Annotated in this window: 15 protein-coding genes; 3 read left to right on the top strand and 12 right to left on the bottom strand. The window is 70.4% G+C overall.

Annotation, left to right across the window (positions count from 1 at the left end):
• Positions 1-259: 259 nt before the first annotated feature.
• Entirely contained in the window at positions 260-1,513 is a 1,254-nt protein-coding gene (gene cbiE, locus ACWF9G_RS17905) for a precorrin-6y C5,15-methyltransferase (decarboxylating) subunit CbiE (RefSeq protein WP_452516515.1), read from the bottom strand.
• Positions 1,492-2,244, bottom strand: coding sequence for an SDR family NAD(P)-dependent oxidoreductase (locus tag ACWF9G_RS17900; protein ID WP_452516487.1), 753 nt, complete (start codon positions 2,242-2,244; stop codon positions 1,492-1,494). The genes cbiE and ACWF9G_RS17900 overlap by 22 nt, the downstream gene beginning before the upstream one ends.
• Before the next feature lie 96 nt (positions 2,245-2,340).
• Here ACWF9G_RS17900 and ACWF9G_RS17895 point away from each other — a divergent pair, with 96 nt between their 5' ends.
• Positions 2,341-2,739: a PPOX class F420-dependent oxidoreductase gene (locus ACWF9G_RS17895; protein ID WP_452516485.1), complete on the top strand. Its 399-nt coding sequence runs from the start codon at positions 2,341-2,343 to the stop codon at positions 2,737-2,739.
• Between the two features lie 64 nt (positions 2,740-2,803).
• Here ACWF9G_RS17895 and ACWF9G_RS17890 read toward each other — a convergent pair whose 3' ends face one another.
• Positions 2,804-3,931 (bottom strand): M24 family metallopeptidase, encoded by a 1,128-nt coding sequence (locus ACWF9G_RS17890; protein WP_452516484.1) that lies wholly within the window; start codon positions 3,929-3,931, stop codon positions 2,804-2,806.
• A 142-nt stretch (positions 3,932-4,073) separates the two neighbouring features.
• Here ACWF9G_RS17890 and ACWF9G_RS17885 point away from each other — a divergent pair, with 142 nt between their 5' ends.
• A complete protein-coding gene (locus ACWF9G_RS17885) occupies positions 4,074-5,051 on the top strand; it encodes a 5'-3' exonuclease (RefSeq protein WP_379309175.1) in 978 nt (325 codons plus the stop codon).
• Positions 5,052-5,114: 63 nt separating this feature from the next.
• On the opposite strand, the gene ACWF9G_RS17880 is transcribed toward ACWF9G_RS17885, so the two are convergent.
• The 7 genes from ACWF9G_RS17880 to ACWF9G_RS17850 form a co-directional block, all read right to left on the bottom strand.
• Positions 5,115-5,870, bottom strand: a complete 756-nt coding sequence (locus ACWF9G_RS17880) for a DUF4333 domain-containing protein (RefSeq protein ID WP_379309176.1) — start codon at positions 5,868-5,870, stop codon at positions 5,115-5,117.
• 119 nt (positions 5,871-5,989) lie between these two features.
• Positions 5,990-8,686 carry a DEAD/DEAH box helicase gene (locus tag ACWF9G_RS17875; RefSeq protein ID WP_452516481.1) on the bottom strand — a complete coding sequence of 899 codons (2,697 nt, stop codon included), beginning with the start codon at positions 8,684-8,686 and terminating at the stop codon, positions 5,990-5,992.
• Positions 8,687-8,689: 3 nt separating this feature from the next.
• Positions 8,690-9,643, bottom strand: coding sequence for a twin-arginine translocase subunit TatC (tatC, locus tag ACWF9G_RS17870; protein ID WP_379309178.1), 954 nt, complete (start codon positions 9,641-9,643; stop codon positions 8,690-8,692).
• A 96-nt stretch (positions 9,644-9,739) separates the two neighbouring features.
• The gene (tatA, locus tag ACWF9G_RS17865; protein ID WP_378850534.1) at positions 9,740-10,003 is read right to left on the bottom strand and encodes a Sec-independent protein translocase subunit TatA; all 264 of its coding nucleotides are present in this window, start codon (positions 10,001-10,003) and stop codon (positions 9,740-9,742) included.
• Between the two features lie 92 nt (positions 10,004-10,095).
• Positions 10,096-11,124 carry a 2-dehydropantoate 2-reductase gene (locus tag ACWF9G_RS17860; protein ID WP_379309179.1) on the bottom strand — a complete coding sequence of 343 codons (1,029 nt, stop codon included), beginning with the start codon at positions 11,122-11,124 and terminating at the stop codon, positions 10,096-10,098.
• Positions 11,121-12,104, bottom strand: coding sequence for a helix-turn-helix transcriptional regulator (locus ACWF9G_RS17855; RefSeq protein WP_379309180.1), 984 nt, complete (start codon positions 12,102-12,104; stop codon positions 11,121-11,123). The genes ACWF9G_RS17860 and ACWF9G_RS17855 overlap by 4 nt, the downstream gene beginning before the upstream one ends.
• Entirely contained in the window at positions 12,101-13,096 is a 996-nt protein-coding gene (locus ACWF9G_RS17850) for a helix-turn-helix transcriptional regulator (RefSeq protein WP_452516479.1), read from the bottom strand. Before ACWF9G_RS17850 ends, ACWF9G_RS17855 begins: the two co-directional genes overlap by 4 nt.
• Positions 13,097-13,201: 105 nt before the next feature.
• Here ACWF9G_RS17850 and ACWF9G_RS17845 point away from each other — a divergent pair, with 105 nt between their 5' ends.
• Entirely contained in the window at positions 13,202-13,510 is a 309-nt protein-coding gene (locus ACWF9G_RS17845; protein WP_379309182.1) for a thiamine-binding protein, read from the top strand.
• 42 nt (positions 13,511-13,552) lie between these two features.
• On the opposite strand, the gene ACWF9G_RS17840 is transcribed toward ACWF9G_RS17845, so the two are convergent.
• Both ACWF9G_RS17840 and ACWF9G_RS17835 read right to left on the bottom strand, forming a co-directional pair.
• Positions 13,553-14,008: a MaoC family dehydratase gene (locus tag ACWF9G_RS17840; RefSeq protein WP_452516478.1), complete on the bottom strand. Its 456-nt coding sequence runs from the start codon at positions 14,006-14,008 to the stop codon at positions 13,553-13,555.
• Positions 14,005-15,498 (bottom strand): long-chain-fatty-acid--CoA ligase, encoded by a 1,494-nt coding sequence (locus ACWF9G_RS17835; RefSeq protein ID WP_452516476.1) that lies wholly within the window; start codon positions 15,496-15,498, stop codon positions 14,005-14,007. The genes ACWF9G_RS17840 and ACWF9G_RS17835 overlap by 4 nt, the downstream gene beginning before the upstream one ends.
• Position 15,499 lies beyond the last annotated feature (1 nt).

Raw genomic sequence — 15,499 nt, 5'->3', positions numbered from 1 at the left:
GACCGGCGACGAGCCGCCGGTGCCTGCGGTAGCGGTGTCCTGCACCGCGGGGGCGGTGAACTTCGAGTACTTCATGTAACTCCCCATCATGGATAAAAACGAACCGAGGGATTTACCGGAACGGCCACGACCCTACCCCCGAGGCACACGTTTTACACCTTCGGTTCGTAACTTTCATGGCGTCACGACCCTGCATGAACGGTTTCACCGTGATCTGCGCGTGATCTGCCTGTGATCGAACCCACGCGCTTATCCACCGCTAACCAGCGGGTTTTCCGACGATCCACTGGGCGACCGGCAGGTGCGGCCGCCAGGCCGTGAACCCACCGAGTGCTTCGCCACGGTAGACCTGAAATTTTCGCAGGACCCCACCGTAGGTGGCTGACCAGTCCAGCAGCTGTGCTTCCGATTCCGCGGTGACCGCGTTGGCGACCAGCCTGCCGCCGGGGCGCAGGCGCTGCCAGCACTGCGCGAACACGCCGTCCTGGGTCAGACCGCCACCGAGAAATATCGCGTCCGGCGCGGGAAATTCCGCGTCGGCAAACTCTGAGCGCACTTCGCCGCGGATCGTTATTCCGGGGACGCCGAGCGCGGTGGCATTCGCCGCGATCTGTGCACGGCGCGCGGGAAGGCGTTCGAAGGTGTCAGCACGGCACAGCGGATGCGTGCGGCACCATTCGATGGCGATGCTCCCCGATCCCCCGCCGACATCCCACAGCAATTCTCCCGGCGCCGGTGCCAGCGCGGTGACGGTGAGCGCGCGGACCTCGGCTTTGGTGAGCTGCCCGTCGCCGGTGAAGGCCGTGTCGGCCAGGCCGGGCAGGCGGGTGTCGCGGCGGCGGCCCCGGGCGGCGGCGCAGTCGACGGCGACGATGTTGAGCGGGTCGCCGTGGGGGTGAGCCCAGTTCGTCGCGGTGCCGGTGAGCAGGCGTTCGGCGGGGCCGCCGAGTTGTTCGAGGACGGTCAGCGTGGAGTCACCGAACCCGTTGTCGGACAACAACTGTGCCAGCTGGGCCGGGGTGGACTCGTCCTCACTGAGCACCAGGACGCGGCGGCGGTCGGCCAACTCGGGCAGGACCGTCGGCAACGGCCGGGCAACCACGCTCACCACGGGGGTCTCGGCCAGCGGCCAGCCGAGTCGCGCGCACGCCAGCGACGCCGAGGACGGTTGCGGGAACACGCGCAGCGCGCTCGCGCCGAAGCGACGGGCCAGGGTGACGCCGATGCCGTAGAACATGGGGTCACCGCTGGCCAGGACGCCGATACGGCGATCGGCGTTGCGCGCGAACAACTCCGGCAGGGCGGGCAGCAGCGGGCTCGGCCACGGCACCTGTTCGGCAGCGCCGGGCGGGAGCAAGGCCAGTTGACGCGGCGAGCCGAACACGACGTCACACTCCAGGATCGCCGTCCGCGCGGTCTCACCGAGCCCGGACCAGCCGTCGGCGCCGATCCCGACCACCACGATGGGCCGACCGGCCCACGCCGCGTCGGTCACCGCGGCATCCGGCGCCAGACGAACTGCGGTACCAGCCGCATCACGAAGAATGCCACGGCGAGCTTGCCGGGCACCGCGACCCTGGTCGCGCCCTTGTCCAGGCCGCGCACGACGGCGTCGGCGACCTGATCGGGCGTGCTCGACAGCGGCGCGGGGTCCATGCCGGTGGTCATGCGGCCGATCACGAAACCGGACCGGACGAGCAGCAGCTGCACGCCGGTGCCGTGCAGGGCGTCACCGAGGCCGCTGGCGAAGCCGTCCAGGCCTGCTTTGGCCGCACCGTAGACGTAATTCGCCCGGCGCACGCGGACGCCCGCGATGGAGCTGAAGACGACGATCTGTCCGGCGTCCTGGGCCCGCATCAGGGTGGCGAGGGTGGTCAGCACGCTGACCTGGGCGACGAAGTCGGTGTGCACGACGGCGACCGCGTGCGCCGGGTCGTGCTCGGCGCGCTCCTGATCGCCGAGGACGCCGAAGGCGAGGACCGCGGTCGCGATGCCACCGTGTTCGGCGGCGAGCTTGTCCAGCAGCGGTGCGTGGGCGGCGGTGTCGTCGGCGTCGAATTCCACGGTGTGGACGGCGCTCGCGCCCGCCGCGCGCATCTGCTCGACCTCGGCGTCCAGCGTGTCGGACCGGCGCGCGGCCAGGATCACCACGCGTCCGGGGGCCAGTCTGCGCGCCACCTCGAGGCCGATCTCACTGCGCCCGCCCAAGACCAGCACCGGCCCGTCGTTCTGCTGCTTTCCCATGGGGTCAGTCTGCCCGATCCGGCCGAGGTCGCAGATCCAGGTCGCGGGCCGAAACCCGCGGACCCGGCCCCCGATGGGCCCGGCTACCGTTTCCCCATGCCGACCGCCACCGCACAACTCTCCCCCGCCGCCCTCGAATTCGTCGCCGAGCGGCACCTCGCCACCCTCACCACCCTGCGCGCCGACGGGACTCCGCACGTGGTCGCGGTGGGCTTCACCTGGGATCCCGAGAGCGGAATCGCCCGCGTGATCACCGACGGCGCGTCGGTGAAGGCACGCAATGCCGGACGCGGTGGCTATGCGGCGGTGAGCCAGGTCGACGGTGCGCGCTGGCTCACGCTCGAGGGGCCCGCGACGGTACTCGGCGAGGCCGACGACGTCGCGGAGGCCGTGCGCCGCTATACCGAGCGCTACCGGGTGCCGCGCGAGAACCCGACGCGTGTCGTCGTCGCGATCCAGGTGCGCCGGGTGCTGTCGTCGAGCACGCTGAAATAGCCTGCGCCAGACCGCACCGCGCGGGCGCCTGCCCACGCCCTGACATTGTCTCTGCGCGAACCGCTTACAGCACCGTCAGACCGTGCGGGCGGTTGTTCATCGACTCGGCGCCGTCCTCGGTGACCACCACGATGTCCTCGATGCGGGCGCCCCACTTGCCGCGGAAGTAGATGCCCGGTTCGATGCTGAACGCCATGCCGGGCTCGAGCACCAGGTCGTTGCCCGCCACGATGTAGGGCTCCTCGTGCACCGACAGGCCGATGCCGTGGCCGGTGCGGTGCACGAAGGCATCGCCTAGGCCCGCCTCGGCCAGCATCGTGCGCGCGGCGGCGTCGATGGACTCCGCGGTCACCCCGGGGCGCACAGCGGCCACAGCGGCCGCCTGGGCGGCCTCGAGCAGGGCCACCTGCTCGGCGACCTGCTTGCCCGGGGTGCCGAGCACATAGGTGCGGGTGGAGTCGGAGAAGTAGCCGGGCTCGACCGGACCGCCGATGTCGATGACGACCACGTCGTCCTTCTCGATCGTCCGATCGGAGACCTCGTGGTGCGGGTCGGCGCCATGCGGGCCGCTGCCGACGATCACGAACGCCGCCTCGGTGTGGCCCTCCTCGATGATCGCGGCGGTGATGTCGGCGGCGACCTCGGCTTCGGTGCGCCCCGGGCGCAGGAACTCCCCCATCCGGGCATGCACCCGGTCGATGGCCGCGCCCGCCCGGCGCAGCGCCGCGATCTCGGCGTCGTCCTTGATCATCCGCGATCGCCGCAGCACCGGTGTCGCCGAGGCGGGCAGACCGGTGGTGGACTGGGCCAGCGGGATCAGGTGCAGCGCGGGCATGGTCTCGGCAACGGCGATGCGGGAACCGGCGTGCAGCGTCGAGTGCACCAGCTGGTAGGGATCGATGCCGTCGACCCAGTCCAGCACCCGCAACCCGAGTTCACCGGCTGCCGACTCCGCCAGCGACGCCAGCTCGAGTTTCGGGATCACGACCGCCGGGGTCGCCCCGTCGGAGGTGATCACCAGGCAGGTGAGCCGCTCGAAGGACTGGGCCCTCGAACCGATCAGATACTGCAGGTCGGGGCCCGGCGTGATGAGCAGGGCGTCCAGATGCGCCGCGCGCATCCCCTCGACCGCCCGCTCCAGTCGCCTGCCGTAGACCTCCGCCGCGAACCTTGCCTCCGTCTGCGCGCTCATGGGATGCGACGTTACCCGCCCCGCACCCACCGTCGCAGTATCGGCAACCGGAGCGGAATCGGATCGTGCCACACGGTCCCGTCGCGACCAGGACGGCGCCGTCACGGGCACCGGGACCCGCCTTCGGGGCACAATCACCGGTGTGACCGTTGACCAGACCTCCCGCGGACCCCTGTTGATCCTCGACGGCGCCAGCCTCTGGTTCCGCGCCTACTACGCGATTCCCGACAAGCTCAGGGGCGCAGACGGGCGCTCGGTGAACGCGCTGCGCGGTTTCACCGACATGGTGGCCTCGCTGATCACCAAGCACCGGCCGAGCAGGCTCGTCGTCGGGCTCGACCTGGACTGGCGGCCACCGTTCCGGGTCGCGCTGGTGCCGTCCTACAAGGCGCACCGGCTCGACACCAGCAGCGGCGCGGCGCCCGGCGCCGAGGAAGTGCCCGACACGCTCACCCCGCAGGTGGAGATGATCCTGGAGGTGCTCGCCGCGGCGGGCATCTGCACCGGCGGCGCGGAGGGGCTAGAGGCCGACGACGTGCTCGGCACGCTCGCCAGCCGGGAACGCACGGATCCGGTCGTGGTCGTCAGCGGTGACCGTGACCTGCTGCAGCTGGTCCGCGACGACCCGGCCCCGCCCGTGCGGGTCCTCTACGCGGGCCGCGGGCTGGCCAAGGCCGAGTTGTTCGGACCCGCCGAGGTGTCCGCGAAATACGGTGTGCCCGAACAGAACGCGGGCCCGGCCTACGCCGATATGGCCACTCTGCGCGGTGACGCCTCCGACGGCCTGCCCGGTGTCGCAGGCATCGGGGACAAGTCGGCCGCCCAGCTGATCTCGAAGTTCGGCTCGCTGGACGCGCTGCTGGCGGCGGTGGACGACCCCGGTTCCGACCTGGCCAAGGGTGTGCGGGCGAAACTGGTTGCGGCACAGGACTATCTGAAGGTCGCCGCGCCGGTGGTCCAGGTCGTGCGCGATGCCGAGGTGATCCTGTCCGGCCCGGACACCCTGCCCGCGACCCCTGCCGACCCGGACCGGCTCCTCGAACTGGCCACCACCTACAACGCCGAGAGCCCGATCACCCGCCTGGTCACCGCGCTGACGGCGGTGCACCGCGCCGGGTGACGCAGAGACGACACCGGGCCGCCCGCGTGCTCGCGGACGGCCCGGAACCTGGGGTGCGGCAGCCTAGTTCGGGCGGCCGACCTCGTAGGTGCCGTCGTCCTTGGTGATCTTGACGGTGACCTTCTTCGCCTCGCCGCTGACCTTCAGGTCGCAGGTGAAGGTCGCGTCGACCTCCACTGCCTGACCGGAGGGGCACGACACGTCGGTCACGTCGGCGATGCCGTAGGAGTCCTTCAGCACGCGCGCGACGCCGTCCTGCACCGCGGCATTGTCGAGTTCGTCGGAGGAGAACACGAACAGGAGCAGGGCGACGACGGCGGCGAGCACCAGCACGCCTGCCGCGACGAGGCCGATCACCAGGCCCTTGCCCTTGCCACCGGAGGCCGGCTGCAGCTGGGGCTGCTGGCCCCACTGCTGCTGCGGCTGCTGGCCCCACTGCTGCGCGGGCTGCTGCTGGCCCCACTGCTGTCCGGCGTTGCCCGCCTGGGCATTCCAGTCCTGCGGCGGCGGCTGGGTCTGGCCCCACTGCTGCTGCGGACCGGTCGGCTGCTGCGGCTGCTGCCCCCACTGCGGCTGCTGGCCGGGCTGCTGCGGCTGCTGGGGCGGCTGCTGTCCCCACTGCTGCTGCGGCTGCTGCTGTGCGTTCGGGTCACCCCAGTGCTGGGTGGGCTGGGCCTGCTGCGGCTGCTGCGGTGGCTGTGCCGCTCCACCCCAGTGCTGGGTGGGACCGGCGCCACCGGCCCCTTGCTGACCTCCCCAGTGCTGGGTGGGATCGTTGCTTCCCTCCCCTGGGCCATTCGGTCCGTACGGGCCGCTCATCCACTCGCCTCCACTCGCATCGTTGTACATACGGTAGCCCCCCGCGCCAGGCCAGCCGCTTTCGCACGACTCCGCCATCACGGTCGGTACGCCAGGAAATCAAATCACAGACGTATCGACTACGCGGCGTCCACCGCGACGACACCCCTCCGGACGGCGCGCACGGCCTTGGCCGCGGTGGCCGCGATCTCGGGATCGTCGGCGGTGTTGTGGATCTGGTCGAGCAGGTCGATGACCTGCCTGCACCAACGCACGAAATCACCCGCCGACAGCGGCGTGCCCTGATCGCCGCTGGCCAGCAACGCCTCGGCCAATGCGTCACCACGGGCCCACTTGTAGACGCCGGTGACGAAGCCGAGGTCGGGTTCGCGGGTCGGCGGCAGCTTGTGCCGCGCCTCGTCGGCGCGCAGCTGCGTCCACACCTCGATGGTGGCGCCGACCGCCCTGCGGATCGGTTCGGTCGGGCCGGACGCGGTCAGGAAGCCGCCCTCCTGGCGCGACTCGTAGACCAGCGTGGATACCACCGCGGCGAGCTCGGCCGGGCCGAGTCCGCGCCACAGCCCCTGCCGCAGCACCTCGGCGACGACCAGATCGCTCTCGGCGTAGATCCGGGCCAGGCGCCTGCCGTCGGCGGTCACTTCACCGCGCTCGACGAACCCGCGTTCCTCGAGCAGCCCGACGATCCGGTCGAAGGTGCGCGCCAGCGAATTCGTCGTCGCGGCAACCTTCTGGCGCATCGTCTCGGTCTCGCGCGCGAGCCGGGCGTACCGCTCGCCGGTGCGGCTGAGCTGTTCCCGATCGGGCCGCGTGTGCGCCGGGTGCGAGCGCAGGCTGCGGCGCAGGGTCGAGAGTTCACGATCCTCGCCCGCGCGGGTGTGGTCGTTGCGCCTGCGCCTGCCCGGCGCGGAGATCCCGGTGCTGCGCAGCGCCGAGGCGAGGTCGCGACGGATGCGGGCGGTCCGGTGATCGACGCGCCGCGGCAACCGCATGTGGCCCAGCGCTTCGGCGGGAACGGGGAAGTCGGCCGCCGAGACCCGGCCCGCCCAGTGGTCTTCGGTGAGCACCAGCGGACGCGGGTCGCCGGGGGTCTGATCGGGTTCCAGGATCACCGCGAGCCCGGCTCGCCTGCCCGACGGGATCGCCACCACGTCACCGCGGCGCAGTTCGATCAGCGCTTTCACCGCGGCGCCGCGCCGGTCGGCCTTGCCCTGCTGCTGGATCTCGCGCTCGCGCTGCTTGATCCGCTCCCGCAACGACAGGTACTCCATGAACCCGCCGTCGACGCCGCCGAGCTGACTCTCCAGCTTGCGCATCGCGCCCTGATTGCGTTCGATGCCACGCACCAGCCCGACCACCGAACGGTCGGCCTGGAACTGGGCGAAGGACCGCTCGAGCAGCGCCCGCGCCTCCTGCGCGCCCATCCGGTCGATCAGGTTGATCGACATGTTGTAGCCCGGCCGGAACGAGCTGCGCAGCGGGTAGGTGCGGGTGGAGGCCAGGCCGGCGACCGCGCTGGTGTCGACCTCGGGCTGCCACAGCACCACCGCGTGACCCTCGATGTCGATGCCGCGCCTGCCCGCGCGCCCGGTGAGCTGCGTGTACTCGCCCGGGGTCAGCTCGGCGTGGGATTCACCGTTGAACTTCACCAGGCGCTCGAGCACGACGGTCCGCGCCGGCATGTTGATGCCGAGGGCCAGGGTCTCGGTGGCGAAAACCGCGCGCACCAGGCCCTTGACGAACAGTTCCTCCACGGTGTGCCGGAACGCGGGCAGCATGCCCGCGTGGTGCGCGGCCAGCCCGCGGTGCAGCGCCTCGCGCCATTCCCAGTAGCCGAGCACTTCCAGATCGCCCTTGGGCAGGTCGCCGGTGTGCTTCTCGATGATCTCGTCGATCCGTTCGGCCTCGTCCGGCCTGCTCAGGTCGAGTCGCGCCCGCAGGCACTGCGCCAGCGCGCCGTCGCAGCCCGCGCGGCTGAAGATGAACGTGATCGCGGGCAGCAGACCTTCCTCGTCGAGACGGGCCAGCACCTCAGGGCGCGGCAGCGGCCGGAAGTTGCCGCGCGCGCCACGACCGCGCGGGCCGCCGTAGCCCTGCATCCGGTCGGCGGCTTCGCGCTGGCGGATGAACCGCACGAGGTCTTCGTCGACCAGCACCTTCTGGTCGCTGGATTTCGTGTCGAACAGGTCGAACATCCGCCTGCCGACCATCACGTGCTGCCACAGCGGCACCGGCCTGGTCTCGTCGACCACCACCGCGGTGTCGCCGCGCACGGTCTCCATCCACGCGCCGAACTCCTCGGCGTTGGACACCGTCGCCGACAGACTCACCAGCCGCACATCCGGCGACAGGTGCAGGATGACTTCCTCCCACACCGCGCCGCGGAACCGGTCGGCCAGGTAGTGCACCTCGTCCATCACCACGTAGGACAGTCCGCGCAGCGAATCCGAGGACGCGTAGAGCATGTTGCGCAGCACCTCGGTGGTCATCACGACCACCGGTGCGTCGGGGTTGATCGACTGGTCACCGGTGAGCAGGCCGACGCTGTCGCGGCCGTAGCGTGCGGTCAGGTCGGCGAACTTCTGGTTCGACAGTGCCTTGATCGGCGTGGTGTAGAAGCATTTGCCGCCCGAGGCCAGCGCCATGTGGACCGCGAATTCACCGACGATCGTCTTGCCCGCGCCGGTCGGGGCGCAGACGAGCACGCTGTGCCCGTCTTCCAGCGCCGCGCAGGCGGTCCGCTGGAATGGGTCGAGATCGAACGAGATTTCGCTGGCGAACTGCGCCAACTCGTTGGCCCGCGCGGGAGAATCGGTCACCCGTCAGAGCGTATCGGAGTAGTCCGACACCGGACGGGTGGTTTTCTCAGGGTCGGCGACCGGGTCGGCGGGCCGGACGGGTTCCGGGGTGTCCAGCGGCGAGGCTTCCTCGTCCGAGAGCGCGCCCCAGCCCTCGTTCGCCGCGCGACGGGCCCGGCGGGCGTCGTTGAAGCGGGCAAACTGCACCGCCAGCTCGAACAGGACCGTCAGCGCGATGGCCAGCGCCAGCATCGAGAACGGGTCCTGCGGTGTCACGATCGCGGCGAAGACGAACAGGCCGAAGATGATGCCGCGCCGCCACGCCTTGAGCTTGACGTAGGGCAGCACGCCGACCAGGTTCAGCCCGATGATCACCAGTGGCGTCTCGAAGCTGACGCCGAAGATGATCAGCAACTGGATGATGAAGCCGAAGTACTGGGTACCGCTGAGCGCGGTGATCTGGACGTTGTCACCGATGGTCAACAGGAACGACAACGCGTGCGAGACGACGACGTAGGCCAGCACCGCGCCCGTCACGAACAGCACCGTGCCCGAGACAACGAACCCGACCGCGTACTTGCGTTCCTTGGCGTACAGGCCGGGGGTGATGAACGCCCACAGCTGGTACAGCCAGAACGGCGCCGCCATGACCACACCCGCGGTGAAGCCGACCTTCAAGCGCAACATGAACTGCTCGAACGGCGCGGTCGCCAGCAGGCGGCAGGCGCCGTCGGGGCTCAGGCTCGCGCGCGCCGATTCCGGCAGCGAACAGTAGGGCCCGCGCAGGATCTCGCCGAGGCTCTCGAGGCCGAAGAGGGAATGCGCGTACCAGAAGAAGCCGATCAGCGTGGTGACCGCGATCGCGGCCAGCGCCAGCAACAGCCGGGTGCGCAGTTCCTGCAGGTGCTCGACCAACGACATGGTGCCGTCGGGATTCGTCCTGCGCTTGCTGCGCCGTGGATCGAACGGAATGCGCATGGTGGGTGGTGGCCTCTAACCCTCGACGTCGGCGGTTGCTCGCGAAACAGCACTCAGCCCCGGAGCGTTATCCGCGCTCCGGGGTGAACACCGAGGTCAGACCGACTTCTGGCCCGGCTGCGGTTCGACGATCGGGGTCTGCGCCTGCGGGGCGGACGCGGGCAGCTGCTGCTGCGGCGCCTGCGGGGCGGGCGGATTGGCCTGCGTGGCCGACTCCGACTGCATCTGCCCGACCTCGCTCTTGAAGATCCGCAGCGACCGGCCGAGACCGCGCGCCGCGTCCGGCAGCCGCTTCGCGCCGAAGAGCAGGACGAACAGCAACGCGATGATCAGCAGGTGCGTCCAGCTGAACGTGCCCATTATCAGATACCTCCAAAGACTGTGGTGATTACCGATGCTACCTGCACTGCGGCGGTGGTGACCGGTCACCCGCAGCGGTGTTCGCCACGCGTTCAACCCTGCACAGCGGCCGCCGCCCCGGTCAGCTCCGCGAACAACCGGCTTCCGCTGAACCGTCGGGTGTCCCCCGATTCGGCATTGCGGATCAGCTCGGTGAGCCTGCGGTTGACCGGCGTCGGGCGCCCGACCATCTCGCCGAGGCGCACGATTTCACCGCACAGCCACGCGATTTCCGTGCGTCTGCCCAGGGCAAGGTCGTCGGCCATGGACGAGCGGGCGAGCGGGTCGATGGCCAGTACCCGGCCGAACACCCGGCGGAAGATCGAGTCGGGCACACGCAGCAGATGCACCATCAGCTCGGGCGGTACCGGCGTCAGCTGGGCGGGCCGAATTCGCGCAGTGTTCATCACCGCGAGCGCTTCGGCCTGGGTGAGTGCGAGGCAGCGCCGGTAGTCACGCTCGGCGAGTTCTTCGCGCAGCGGACGCCCCGAGAGCGCGTTGATCGGGTTGTTCAGGTTGAGCAGCAGCTTGGCCCACTGCACCGGACGCAGGTCGCGATGGCGGCGCAGCGGCAGGCCCGCGGCCCGGAAGCGCTCGGCGAACCGGTCGACCACCGGGTCGTCCTGGATCGCCACGACGCCGTCGCTGGCCCGGTGGAAACGGCCGTGGTCGCGGTGCACGACATTGAACATCACCATGCCCGCCAGCACGATGCTGGTGGGCAGGATCTCCCGGATCAGGGTGTCGTTGCCGATGCCGTTCTGCAGGCTCACCACCGGGGTGCCGGGGCGCAGCCTGCCCGCGACGGTCCTGGCTACGGCCGCGGTGGCGGCGGATTTCACGGTGACGAGGACGAGGTCGGCCAGTTCCGGTTCGTCCGGTTCCAGGGCCAGCCCGAAGCGGTCGGGCGGGACGTCGGTGACGCCGCCGTCGAGGTCGGTCAGGTGCAGACCGTGCTCGGCGATGTCGTCGAGGACGCGCTGACGCCCGACGAAGATCACTTCCATGCCTGCCGCGGCCAGATGACCGCCGATGAAGACCCCGATGCTGCCGGCGCCGAGGACCAGTACTCGCTGGTTCACGCGGGTTCGGTCTCCCCCGGCAGTCCGGCGGCCGCGTACGCGGCCAGTGCCGCATCGGCCCGGTCACGCACCGCCGCCACCAGCTCCGGTGGGCCAAGCACGCTCACGCCCGTGCCGAAGCCGAGCAGCAGTCGCGCCATCCAGTCCGCGGTCGCGAACCGCATGCCCGCCTCGATGCTGCCGTCGGGCCTGGACTGGATGCGGTGCATCGGGTACTGGTCGAGCACCCAGGCGTAGTCGGCGCGGATCCGCAGCCTGGCCAGCGGCACGTCGGGATCGTCCTGGAACAGGTCGAGGGCGGCCGCGTCGGTGGCGGCGTGGCTGGGCGGGCGGGCGGGTTCGTCGAGTTCGGTGGCGTCCTCGATCCGGTCGAACCGGAACAGCCGGACGCCCTCGGCCTGCCTGCACCAACCCTGCAGATAGCTGTTGTTGTCGACCAGCACCACCCGGATGGGGTCGACGATCCGCTCCGAGACCTCGTCGCGGCTGGCCGAGTAGTAGACCAGGCGCACGGCGCGGGTGTCGGCGAGCGCGGCGCGCACGGTGGCGACGACCGGCTGCTCCACGGGCACGTCGACGGGCTTGCCGGTGACGACGGCGTCGCTGCTGGCGATGGCCGATTCGATCTTGGCGATCGCGGCGTGCGCGGCGGTCGGGTCGACCATGCCCGGCATCTCCACGATCGAGCGCAGCGCCACCAGTAGCGCGGTCGCCTCGGTGGAGGTCAGTCGTAGTGGCCTTTCGATGCCAGCGGAGAAGGTGACTTCGATGCTCTCCTCGGAGAACGACAGGTCGATCAGGTCGCCGGGCCCGTAGCCGGGCAGCCCGCACATCCACAGCTGATTCAGGTCGCTCATCAGCTGCTTGGTGGTCACGCCGAGCTCGGCGGCAGCCTCGGCCGCGCTGATGCCCGGGTGCGCGAGCAGGTACGGCACCATGTTCAACAGGCGCGAAAGGCGTAGGGACAGGCGCGAACTCACGACGTCACCTCCGTGTGGTCGAGTACCGACCGTAGCCGGTTCATCACGTCGGCGCGCAGTTCCGGTGGATCAAGCACGAGCACGTCGGGGCCGAGGCCGGTGATCAGGCGGGCCACCCAGTCGCGCGAGCGGACCGGGACTTCCACGACCGACCCGTCGCGGCCACCGAGTTCCCTGGTGCCGACCTCGGTGCCGATGCGGCGCAGCTCGCGTCCGCGGCCCTTGGCGACCCACACGGTGGCCGATCCGGTGACGGGCGCGTCACCGGTGACGCGGTCGACGATGGCGCGCAGGTCGGCGTCCTCGGGTTTGCGGACCGCGTTGTGCGGACCGTACGGGGTGACCTCGCCGCCGATGCGGGACAGCCGGAAGGTCCGCACGGCGTCACGCTCCCGATCGTGCCCGACCAGGTACCAGCGACCGTGCCGGGTGACCACACCCCACGGCTCGACATCCCGGGTGACGAACGGATCGGTGACGGCGCTGTGGTGCCCGAAGCGCACCGCCTGCCCGGCGTCGATCGCGGCGAGCAGCTCGCGCAGCACGGGCTCGGATCCGCGGGTGCGGGCGGGGACCGCGGGCACCGACACCCCGACGTTCTCGGTTTCGACGGTGACGCCCGCCGCGCGCAGCTTCAGCAGCGCGCCCTCGGCGGCGCTCGCGAGTTCCGGCGACGCCCACATCTGCACGGCGACCGCGACCGCGGCCGCTTCCTCGCTGGACAGGTCGATGTCGGGCAGTTCGTAGGCGTCCCGGTTGATCCGGTATCCCTCGAGTGTCGAGAAGCGCCCCACCGGACCGACTTCCAGCGGAATGCCCAGGTCGCGCAGTTCGTTCTTGTCGCGCTCGAACATCCGGCTGAACGCCTCGTCGGTCGCGGAGTCCTCGTAACCGGCCACGCTGGCGCGAATGCGCTCCGCGCTCAGGAACTGCCGGGTCGACAGCAGCGCGATGACCAGATTCATCAGCCGCTCGACCTTGGATATCGCCACGCGATAGAGGGTAATGGTCGCGCTGCGGTCACGGCGCGTCGGCGCACGGTTGCGGGCCCGGCGGGGCGGCATGATGATCCGGGTACCCGTAGCGAAAGGATCACCATGCTTGTCGCGTTCTCCGTGGCGCCCAGTGGCGCGGCCAAGGCCGACGGGTCGGTCGGGGAAGCCGTGGCGGCGGCGGTGCGCGTGGTGCGGGCCTCGGGGCTGCCGAACCGCACCGATGCGATGTTCACCACGATCGAGGGTGACTGGGACGAGGTGATGGCCGTGGTGAAGGCGGCCTGCGACGCGATTCTCGCGGTCGCGCCGCGGTGCAGCCTGGTCCTGAAAGCCGATCTGCGGCCGGGCGTCACCGACATGCTCACCGCGAAGGTGGAGACGGTCGAGCGGTACCTGGCCGACGACGACTAGCGACCGGCGGCACGATCTCGTCCGTGCCGCCGGTCGGCGTGGTCAGCTCAGGTAGCGGGCGATGGCGTCGGCCACGCAGGCGGGCCGTTCGGCGCCCTCGAGTTCGACCGTGACGCGCCGGTGTACCTGCACGCCGCCGGGCACCTCGGTGACCTCGGTGAGCGCGACCCGGCCGCGGATCCGGCTGCCGACCGGGACCGGTGTCAGGAAGCGGACCCGGTCGAGGCCGTAGTTGATCGCGGCGCTCGCGGCGCTGACGGTCATCACCTGCTGGGTGATCGGCACGATCAGCGACAGCGTGAGGAAGCCGTGCGCGATGGTCGTGCCGTACGGGCCGGCGGCGGCTCGCACCGGGTCGACGTGGATCCACTGGTGATCACCGGTGGCCTCGGCGAACCGGTCGATCCGGTCCTGATCGATCGTGATCCAGTCACCGGGGCCGAGTTCGGTTCCCGCGGCGGCGCGCAGGGCGTCGAAATCGGCGAAATCCGTTGTCATGCCGCTCCTCCGAATCGACGGCGCAGTTCGCGCTTGAGCACTTTGTGGGTGGGTCCGAGCGGGAGTTCGGTGACGAACTCGACGCGGCGCGGGTACTTGTACCTGGCGACCTGTTCCCTGCCGAACTCGATCACGTCCTGCTCGGTCAGCTCACCGTCGGGGACGACGACGGCCACGATCTCCTCACCGTAATGCTCGTCGGGCACCCCGATCACGGCGACCTGCGCGATCCTCGGATGCCGCATCAGCGCCGCCTCGACCTCGGTCGGATAGACGTTGAATCCGCCGCGCAGGATCATCTCCTTGATCCGGTCGACGATCCGCACCCGGCCGGTCTCGTCGCGTGTGCCCAGATCACCGGTGCGGAACCACCCGTCGACCACCGCCGCCGCGGTCGCTTCCGGTCTGCCGGTGTACCCGGTGAACACGTTGTGCCCGCGCACCACCACCTCACCGGTCTCCCCGACGGGCAGCAACACGATCCGGTCGGCGATCGTGGGGTCGGCGATCTCCACGTCGACGCCCCACACCGGATGTCCGACGGTGCCCGCCTCGGTGCCGTAGATCGGCTGGTTGACCGCCGCGGTCGGCGAGGTTTCCGACAGTCCGTAGCCCTCGAGCACCGGTGCGTGGAATACCCGTTCGAAGTCCTCGAGCACGGCCACCGGTAGCGCCGCGCCGCCGCTGACGCACAGTTTCAGCGCGGGCAGTTCCGGCGCGCTCGCCGCGGCCTCGATCAACGCGATGTACATCGTCGGCACGCCGTGGAAGAGGTTGACGTTCTCCGCGGCCATCAACGAGACCGCTTCAGCCGCATCGAATCTCGGCATGAGCACCAGCGTGCCGCCGACCCGCCAGTGCGAGTTCATCGACACCGTCTGCCCGAACACATGGAACAGCGGCAGTGCGCCGAGGGCGATGTCGTCGCGGTGGATCTCGTTGGCGTCGAAGGTGTTCACCGTCGCGCACATCACCATGTTGAGGTGACTCAGCTCGGCGCCCTTGGGCGTGCCGGTGGTGCCGCTGGTATAGAACACCACCGCGGTGTCGAGCGGCCCGCGCGAGACGAACGCCGGAATCGGTTCGCCGACGAGCTCGTCGGGGGCGACGATGTCGATCCCCGCGCTACTCGCCGCCGCGGCGCCGGTCCGCGCCACCATCGGATGACAGATCAGCAGGGACGCTCCGCTGTCGCGCAGGACGTACTCCATCTCGGGTGCGGTGAGCAGCAGGTGCACGGGCACCACCGTCGCGCCTGCGGCGAGGATCGCGAAGTACGCGCGCGGGAAATCCGCGGTGTTCGGGCACAGCAGCGCCACCCGATCACCGGGACGGACCCCGCGCGCGATCAGGGCGCCCGCCTGTTCGCGCGCCTGCCGCCACAGGTCGGCGAAGGTGATGCGGTGTTCGCCCTCGATCAGCGCGAGGTGGTCCGGGCGGCGGCGGGCCGGTTCGGCGAGGATGCTCGCCAGGGAGAGTGTGGCATTCACG

This window comes from Nocardia sp. NPDC055029 (genome assembly GCF_053608525.1).
This window is presented reverse-complemented; position numbering and strand designations above follow the sequence as displayed.

Excerpts from the sequence above, each read along its gene's own strand:
- ACWF9G_RS17900 (WP_452516487.1), bottom strand. The coding sequence starts at position 2,244 with ATGGGAAAGCAGCAGAACGACGGGCCGGTGCTGGTCTTGGGCGGGCGC.
- ACWF9G_RS17895 (WP_452516485.1), top strand. The coding sequence starts at position 2,341 with ATGCCGACCGCCACCGCACAACTCTCCCCCGCCGCCCTCGAATTCGTC.
- ACWF9G_RS17890 (WP_452516484.1), bottom strand. The coding sequence starts at position 3,931 with ATGAGCGCGCAGACGGAGGCAAGGTTCGCGGCGGAGGTCTACGGCAGG.
- ACWF9G_RS17880 (WP_379309176.1), bottom strand. The coding sequence starts at position 5,870 with ATGAGCGGCCCGTACGGACCGAATGGCCCAGGGGAGGGAAGCAACGAT.
- tatC (WP_379309178.1), bottom strand. The coding sequence starts at position 9,643 with ATGCGCATTCCGTTCGATCCACGGCGCAGCAAGCGCAGGACGAATCCC.
- tatA (WP_378850534.1), bottom strand. The coding sequence starts at position 10,003 with ATGGGCACGTTCAGCTGGACGCACCTGCTGATCATCGCGTTGCTGTTC.
- ACWF9G_RS17845 (WP_379309182.1), top strand. The coding sequence starts at position 13,202 with ATGCTTGTCGCGTTCTCCGTGGCGCCCAGTGGCGCGGCCAAGGCCGAC.
- ACWF9G_RS17840 (WP_452516478.1), bottom strand. The coding sequence starts at position 14,008 with ATGACAACGGATTTCGCCGATTTCGACGCCCTGCGCGCCGCCGCGGGA.